General features: G+C 34.7%; 6 protein-coding genes. All 6 read right to left on the bottom strand.

Going from position 1 to position 9,135, the window contains the following annotated elements:
- The coding region (locus LrDSM24759_RS06115; protein ID WP_117118612.1) for a YSIRK-type signal peptide-containing protein at positions 1-1,706 on the bottom strand (1,706 nt) is incomplete at its 3' end.
- Between the two features lie 161 nt (positions 1,707-1,867).
- Positions 1,868-3,514: a putative glycosyltransferase family protein gene (locus tag LrDSM24759_RS06110; protein WP_117118611.1), complete on the bottom strand. Its 1,647-nt coding sequence runs from the start codon at positions 3,512-3,514 to the stop codon at positions 1,868-1,870.
- A gap of 55 nt (positions 3,515-3,569) precedes the next feature.
- On the bottom strand, positions 3,570-4,364 hold the full coding sequence (locus LrDSM24759_RS06105; RefSeq protein WP_117118610.1) for a PfkB family carbohydrate kinase: 795 nt from the start codon (positions 4,362-4,364) through the stop codon (positions 3,570-3,572).
- 72 nt (positions 4,365-4,436) lie between these two features.
- Positions 4,437-6,002: a GH25 family lysozyme gene (locus LrDSM24759_RS07845; protein ID WP_117118609.1), complete on the bottom strand. Its 1,566-nt coding sequence runs from the start codon at positions 6,000-6,002 to the stop codon at positions 4,437-4,439.
- A 41-nt stretch (positions 6,003-6,043) separates the two neighbouring features.
- Positions 6,044-7,690, bottom strand: a complete 1,647-nt coding sequence (locus tag LrDSM24759_RS06095; protein WP_117118608.1) for a glycoside hydrolase family 73 protein — start codon at positions 7,688-7,690, stop codon at positions 6,044-6,046.
- A gap of 176 nt (positions 7,691-7,866) precedes the next feature.
- Positions 7,867-9,042 carry a glycerophosphodiester phosphodiesterase gene (locus LrDSM24759_RS06090; protein WP_117118607.1) on the bottom strand — a complete coding sequence of 392 codons (1,176 nt, stop codon included), beginning with the start codon at positions 9,040-9,042 and terminating at the stop codon, positions 7,867-7,869.
- Between the last annotated feature and the right edge of the window lie 93 nt (positions 9,043-9,135).

Raw genomic sequence — 9,135 nt, 5'->3', positions numbered from 1 at the left:
GAGTTAACCGCTTTACCATCAATAGTTGGGGTATAAACTACTCCATTTGCAGTAATAGTCTTTAACGTAATAGCCTTCCACGTGTTATCATCAGTTTTCCATTCAATTGGTTCATCAACATAAGTTTGTTGACCATTTTGTTTAAAGGTTACTGTTTGAGGATCAACTTTTGGAATTAGGTCTTGTGGTAATCCCTCAAAAGTAATGGTTCTAGTAATAGTCTTAGAATTATCTACCTTAGTTGGATTTACCTTAAATAGAACTAAAGCAAGTTCACCACTATTATCATTATAATTAAATATACCAAAAGTATAACCAGCTTGTTGAGTATTTGGGGTAATTGTCCACTTAAATGAATCTTTAAAGTCTTGAATATTATCAGCGTTTGCTTCTTCCCCATTATCTGCAAGATACTTCTTAATAAATGAATCTAAATTAGTTACATACTCAGTTGGCGCCTTAGCGTTACTATCAAGATCTAAAGTGTTATTTGGATTTATTAATAAAGTACCGTCACCATAATAATCCGGTAAAGTAGCCCATTCTTTTAAGGTATCACCATCTAAAATAATTGGATCTTTACCAGGAATAGTTACTTTAATCTGTGGATTATTTGTTGGTTCAGGATTTTTATAGTCACCATCTTCATCCTTAGTGTAATCATAAGTTGGTGCATAGCTCACACCGTTCACAACGTTCCATTCGATCTTGGTACCTTCTGGTAAAGTACCTAAGTTTCCAATATAGTTTGCTGCATCCGGAGTTTTATTGACATTATCAATAGTACTATAACCATTATTATCAAAATATGGATCATCAGCAATTACTGGTTTATTTGAAATAGGATGAACAAACAATGTCGCACTCTTATTTGTAGTACCAAAAGTCATTAAATCTTCTGGAAATTCTGAGTAATCATCCAATTCAAAGCCTAACTTTTCAATAATAGTCATAAAGTTACTTTCAAAGGCGTCACGACCTGGAATAGAAATTCCCTCATCTTCGTCGTTTGCAGCCTTATCACCAACCCATTCATAGTGAGCAACTAATGAATTATTACTACTGTTGATAACATCTAAACTGTTTTTAACTTGATTTTCTTTAACTTCTTGTTCTGCTTTTCTAACCAAAACTGGTACATTTACCGTTGCTGTTTTAGTTGGAATAGTACCGTCTTCTGCAGGATCAGCATTCATATCTTCATAAGTTAACTTAGCAGTACCAGTTACATTGCCAATGTTAGTAACATCCGGTTTGGTTACCCAATCTATCTGTGGATTATCTCCATATTGATCTAATTGTTCTTGAGTAAACATGCTGTTCATATCTAATGCTGGCAATTGACCCTGTGTGGTATATAAAGGTGCACTAGTTACAGGTGTATTTACTTCTGATGTTGAGTGTCCTGCTAGATCATCATTATTTTGAGCAGGAGCTTCCACTGGAGTTTCAGTTACCGCAGAGTCCTTTTTATTATTTTGCGAAGAAACAGTTTCTGAATTTGAAGATGATTCTTCACTTGAATTACTATCGTTGTTTTTTGCTGTTATTGAAGTATTAGTACCATCATTTGTCTCAGCTAAAACATTGCTGCTTCTCATTCCTAAGTACATACTTGTTGAAACTAATACAGCAGCTGCACCAATACTCAACTTCTTAATTGCAAAACGAGTATTTTTTTCTAACATCCCTTTTTCGTTTTTCATTGTTTTTTCTCCTTTTCTTAATTACAACTGTTATTATACACCTTATTGTTATTATTTATAGTGCTTTACTGGTAATAAATGCCATTAATAAAGCATTACTAGTAATTGAGTTAAATGTATATATGTTATTTAATTAATACAAAAATAAAAAAGACATTGCGTTAACAATGTCTTAAACGATTATATAATGCTAAACATATTATAAGAAGCCAGCTCAAACTTACTATCCATAATAATGGTTGCCACCAATTTGGAGCTTGAAAACTTAAAATGGCCTTATTTTTACCTTTTACCTGATTTACGGTTGGTACTCCAATTTCATTTCTGTTTGGGTGTTTAACCACATGATTGTTTACTATCAAATGTGAATCTCGGTACATTACAATTGGTAATTTAACTTTCGAAATCTTAGGACTGAACCACTTCAATTCTAATCGTCCACCTGGTAAAACAAGATGTTCAAATTGGTACTGACGCTTAATTACATCCTGTTCATAAAGAGCTGCTTTCTTAGTTCCAGAAATATTTTTAACTTGTGGTAAATAATCGGGAGCTGGAACATTGCGATAATAAAAGATCTTACCATTATTATTAGCACGTGCTTCATATTGCATCGGCATTGTCGATTGAATAGAAGTATTAGTATAAAAATTATTTACTGTAAGTTTACTATTAAATCCTACTAAAAGCATTACAATTAAAAATGCACACCAAGTTCCAACATCATTATGATCTCTTTGTACCATAAATTTGATAGTAATTCCTGCTCCTAATAAAAGAAGAGGAATGGCTTCAATCATCAATCTTCTTGGCACTTGAAAGGTACTTCTCAAAACAGGATAAGCTGTTTGAATCGCATTCCATGGCATTAAATTAGTACTTATCACTAAAAATATTGTTCCTGTTAAAGTGACAATATTATTTAAAAGAGATTCTCTGAGATGGAATAATACATAAATTATCTGAAAAATTGCTAATCCCCAGAATAATTCACTCATATTAGCCCAACCAACTGCCGAAATAGCCATATTGGTCTCGATTGGATTAGCCATGACATCATGAAGATGGAAATAAATTAAGGCACCCCATACATTAGCAGTTAATACTAAAGTTATCCCCACGGCACCAAGAAAGTTATAAATCATGGCCTTTTTATTATCAGTATGACAAAAACCAGCAATCGCAAACGGAATTAGCATAATTGTAAAAAGCAACGTACTCATCAAATGAATTTGAGCTACGATACTCATTGTTAGCCCTAATTGCAACCAACTAATTGGTTTTTGCCAGTTTTGGATCATTCTTACGGCTACTAATAATACATAGGGCAGCATCATCGCACTAATCGAACCAAAGGTCGCACCTTGATTCCACCAGGAAATTTGGCATAAGTAAACCAAACTAACTAATGTATCAACAAATAGATTATTATTAACCTTCTTCATTAGTTGATACATCCCAGCAGCAGCCGCAAAACTAATTAAGAAACCAGTCAAAATTTGGAATTTAAACCAACTGCCACTTAATAAGAGTAAAAAGCCCATAAGATAAGCAAACATCGGGCCATAAACAGCATTTACCATTCTTCCTGACTGGTCAAAACCCCAGTTCATCTGGAAATAGCTAAAATTATGAGTTCGTATTTGCTGGGCAGCATCATAAATTCGCGTGAAGTGAAAATAGCCATCTCCTACGATAATTGTAATATGATGGCGCAATTGCGAGTTCATGACTAAAATAATTACGAGAGCAAAAACTAAATATGGTACCCAATATGCTAACTTTTGATAATTCCTTTTATTTTCCATTCATTACATCCCTAGTTAAAATATTCTTTTATATTTTAACAAAAAAAGCTGAGTTTTATTCAGCTTCTTCAAAAGTTATTTTTTCTGCCATAATTAATTTTTGTAATTCGGGAACTTGCTTAAAATCAGTTAGTTCCTCATGACGAGCAGTATCACTTGCCGCCGCAATACTATCGGCCAAATTACGTACCGGCATATGATTTTGTAACATTCCGGCTAAAAATGTAGCTAATAAAGTTGCCCCTGTTCCTTGATCATTCTTAAATTCAATTGCTGGTGCAGCAGCTAAATAAGCATGCATTAAGTTCACAATTGCCGCACCATCTGCTCCTAAAGATAGTAAAACATGGTCTGCTCCTTGAACTACCATATCATGAGCTAAATTAATTTCATCTTTAATGCTTAAAGTTTCATTTTGTTTATCATACCAAGTTTTAAGTTCTGTTTGATTTGGTTTAACTAGCAAGGGATGTAAAGGTAAAATATCTAATACTGTTGCATAAGGGACATCTACAACTGTGTGAACCATATTTTTAGCTGCAATGGTTGCTAAATCAATTAGATAAACTGGATCTATTCCCATAAATTTTCCAGCTACCACCAGAATATCACTCATTTTTAAATTATCTTTTAAATAATCTAATAATTCTTGTTGTGTCTTAGCTGAAACTTCTTTTTCAATAAAATGAGTTGCAATATTAGTTTCTTTTAATATTGTCTTAGCTTTTTGGGTATTACTTGAAATACCCGTTACAACTGAAGCAATATTTAACTGTTTCAATATAAGAGCAATTTCTGTTCCCTCACCTATTTGTTCTTGATTTGCTTCCAAATTAACTATATAGATCATTTTAGTGGCTCCTGATTTTCTAGTAAAAAAGCACTCCTTCTTTTATGAAGTAGTGCTTTTAATTATTTTTCTTTAATCAACTACAAAATAAGCTCCATCAATCCATTGGTTACCACCTAAGTTGTACCAAGTCTTACCATTGACAGTTACTTTTTTATAGAATTTCCAACGAGTACCATGAGGTAAACGACGACCTGACCAATGTGCATCACTACCGTAACCGATCCATAAGTTAATACCATAGCCAGGAACATAATTAATATGTCCTACACCTGAAGTAGCATTACTATTTGAGTTAGTATTGTTTGAGCTTGAGTTATTTGAAGTAGCGTTAACTACTGGAATTGAACTTACTCCTGTTACGTATAAGCTTCTGCCATCAATCCATTGGTTAGTACCAACACGATACCACCATGAGCCGTTTACTTGTTGTTTACCAGTCACTTTCCAACTGGAATTAGTACCCAAAGTTTGTCCTGTTGTTGCACCATTTGGTGTTCTATGAACGGCAACACTGCCTGAAACGACCTTAGCTACTGGACTACCTGAATTGCTAGTAGTACCGGCTTGTGCAGTATTGTTTGAACTTGAGTTATTTGAAGTAGCATTAACTACTGGAATTGAACTTACTCCTGTTACGTATAAGCTTCTGCCATCAATCCATTGGTTAGAACCAACACGATACCACCATGAACCGTTTACTTGTTGTCTACCAGTTACTTGCCATCTTGAGTTAGCACCTAAAGTTTGTCCTGTTGTTGCACCATTTGGTGTTCTATGAACAGCAACACTACCTGAAACAACTTGAGCTACTGGACTACCTGAATTACTAGTTCCTACCTTAACAGTATTAGTAGGTGTGGTTGCAGGAGCTTGTGATGAGGAACTATTGTATGAAAGTGGTAATAAAGAAATATTACCATCTACATATAATCCTCTCCAGTTATCAGTAAATTGCCAAATAGCAATACCATCCATTGATGGGAAGTAATTAAAATCTGGGGTATCAATTCTACCCATTGTTGCATAAGAAGCAACCCATAATGAGTTAGGGTACTTAGCTAAAATAGAACTAGTATTAATATTATTTCTTAATAAGTAAGCACCAGAATAAAGCATTGGTTGATAACCAGAAGCCTTAACAGTATTCATGAATGAAAGAATAGCATTAGTACTTGCTGCGGCTCCACCGTTAACATTGTTACCATCACCAGTTTCCCAGTCACAGACAATGTAAGAACCCTTAGGTAAACCATAAGCTTGTGCTGAACTTACAGCATAGCGAGCTTCAGCTTGAGCTGCAGAAGCGTTATTTCCAAAAATAGCAAAGTGGTATGCCATAGGTAACATATTATTTGCTTTGGCACTTGAGATTTGGCCAGCAGCGTTAGGGTTACGGTAACTAGTACCTTCTGATACCTTAACAATAGCAAATTGAGCACCTGCTTGAGCATGAGCAGATAAATTAGTACTTTGAAAACTTGAAACATCCACCCCATATGAACGTGAAGGGGCATAGTTAGTAGCTGCTTGTACAACAGCTTTAGATGAGTGACTATCTACATTAGCTGCTACACTAACACCAGCTAAGGCAGAAGTACAAGCTAACACTCCAATTAATTTCTTTGAAAAACGCATGAATTCCTCCGTGATTAATAAATTGTTTTTAATGCATTTTATTATCTTACATAAACATATTGAGCAGGTACCCATTGGTTACCACCCAAATTATACCAAGTTGCACCATAATCTTCTTTAACAGCAAAGAATCTCCAACTTGTTTTATTAGTTAAATATTTACCAGTTGGTTGGCCACCCGGTTGATTCCAAACAGTTACAGCTTGATCATCTCGATAGTTGATAGTTAAAACTCCACTAGTCTTACTTGCACTAGAAGTTATAGGAGTAGACTTAGGTTTATCAACTGTATTAGCCACAGACTTTTGACTATCTAAAGTTACGTGGTTAGAATCAATCCATTGATTGGTCCCAACTCGTAACCAGCGGTGACTATTAATCGTTGCAATACCTGTGACTTTCCAGCGACTCGCTGTTTTTAAAATTTGACCAGTAGTTGTGCCTTTAGCCTCAGTAGGAGCATTCCAAACCGGTACACTAGTTGTCGTTACTGTTGCAACATCATTAACATTAGTAACAGTATATTTTGTAGTTGCCGCAGGTGCTTCATTAAGATGAGAACAATAGGCGTCATTAATCCATTGATTAGTTCCTACACGATTATAACGGAAACCGTCATCAGCAATTACATAGCCACTAACCTTCCAGCGAGTTCCTTCTTTTAAGACTTGGCCCGTAGCATTACCATTTGGCGTACTACGAACTTTAAGGCCGGCATTACCAGTACCAGCAACAGTCACAACTTCAGTTACCGGATGAATAGTGTACTTATTAGTATCAACTGTATTTTGAGGTGAAGTTGGTTTAGCGGGATTAGTAGGCGCTTGTGAAGAAGGCTTACCTAATCCAAAGGCAGTTGCGTTAACCCAACCTAGATTAGTCAAAGCGTGACTAACACCATTGCCATAGGTAATGTATTCAGTAACTAGAAGCTGTTGACCCTTTTTTGCAGTCCCAACACTAGTACCAACATTTGCATCAACAGGCGCAGATGTAATTGCAGTATCTTGAATTACAGTTCTCGTTTCATTAACTTTTTTGATAACAGGATCATATTGAGTTAAGTTATTAGCCTGAATAACTTGATTAAGTTTAGCTGCATATTGTGGATCAGTAGCATATTTACCTTGTAATCCTTGAGTAGCTTGACTACCAGAATTAGCATTTTCAACCCAAGTACCTGAGTAGAAGTTATTGGAGCCACTAATTCCATTTCTTAATAAAGCTCCATTATCATTAAACGATTCAGTATACGAAGGATACTTTCTAAATTGACTATTAGTATTGTAATAACCATTTGAGCCATATTCAGTTGTACCCATATTAACTGATTGGCCATTATAAGATCCTTTAATACCAAATAGGTTGTTATTAGGTTCTTGAGCTAAGGATGATTGTCCCCAACCTGATTCAAGGGCAGCTTGGGCAATCATCACAGAAGTATAAGTTCCATAGTTCGATGATGCAGTAGTTGCAGCAGGGATAGCCTTATTCAAGAATTGTTGTTGTGGGGTCTGTGCAGTTTGTTGGGTTTGAGTCTGCGCAGTAGTAGTTTGTTGCGCAGTGGTTGCGGCTTGAACAACGCCTTGAGAAGGATTAGCCTTCTTTTCAAGACTGTTGGTAACCGATATACCAGCAGCGGTCAATGCTGCGGCGGTAGCCATACCGGTGAATGTTCTTTTCTTCATTTTATATTTTCCTCCTAGGACACATACATTCTTATTTTAGAGACCTAGCTTCGCATATACAACCGAACACATGTTTTGCAACAAAAAAGTAATATAACAATAATTTTGTAATTTTAAAACGCTATCAAAAAACACTCAGTTTAAACTGAGTGTTGTCGACTATTTGCCATTTAATGCTACTGCCTTATTACTTTTACATCTTTACCGTCAATCCAATTATTATTTCCTAAATTATAATAGACATGTTTCTTATGCATAATTTCTGAAAAATATCCCCACTTAGATTTAACAGCGGCTATTTTATTTGTAGGCTGACCTGAAGAAGAAAATATCTTAGTTGTCTTAGTAACTTGTAAGATTCCTACTTTTAACTTAGGTGCTCGCTTAGCTTGTGGAGAAAAAGGATAAAATTCAATATTCTTTTCCTGAACCCATTTATTTTCTCCTAAACAATACCAGTACCGATTATGACTAAATTTCACTTTTGATATTTTATAAACTGATTCTTGTTTTAGCTTTTTATTAGTCTTTTTAAAAGTCGCCTGGTCCTCTTTATACACTCGAGTCTTTTTAGCAACAATATATGCCCTACCATTAATTTCTTTAGCAGGATACTTTTTTTCTTTTTTAACTTTAGCTAATTTGGCTGGATAGTTAGTTAAAACTCCTGAAACCAACTTGTTCTTTAGTAGTTTTTTCATTTGAGTTTTTGTATCAACATCCCAAATTAAATATTTTTTATGATGATCTTTAAGATATTTAGCAATTTTTTCTGAATATTCACCATTTGCATAATAATCATTGTTACCCACTTGGGTATATTTATTACCCAAAAGACAAGTTACAATTTGAGGATCAATTTCTTTAACTTTGGTTAATGAAGGAGCAGAATATGATTCAATTAGAACTCGCTTAGATAAATGGTACTTTTTGATTAGATCAATTAATTCTGGTTCCATGCCAGTTTTACTAGTTTCATTTTTTGTTTCAATCATGAACTTTAAACCAGGCACACTACGATAACGATTAAAAACATCAGCTAAAGTATGAACTGGTTCATTAGCACGGTTACGATATTTTTTTAAAGTACCATAAGGTGTTGAAGTAATTAACCTATCAACGCCAAAAACACGACTCATATTATTATCATGGCTTACTACTAAAACACCATCTTTAGTGCGGTGGATATCTAATTCTAAATAATTGGCATCACTAGCCACAGCCCGGTCATAAGCCTCATAAGTATGTTCAACATACTTTCCCGCTTCATTATCACCTCGATGCGCAATATTAGAGAAGCCAAATAAGATTGGCAAAATTATTAATCCCAATAAAAACTTCACTAACTTCATTTTTATCTTCCTACTCTTTAAGTCTATGCTAAATAATTATAGCTCACTTTGTTAGACTACTTGTATTTAATTAAGAAAGGAAGTAAGTCTAAT

The sequence above is a fragment of the Lactobacillus rodentium genome (assembly GCF_003423665.1).
GTDB classification, from domain to species: Bacteria; Bacillota; Bacilli; order Lactobacillales; family Lactobacillaceae; genus Lactobacillus; species Lactobacillus rodentium.
The sequence above is the reverse complement of the archived record's forward strand: the minus strand, read 5'-3'. Positions and strand labels throughout refer to the sequence as shown.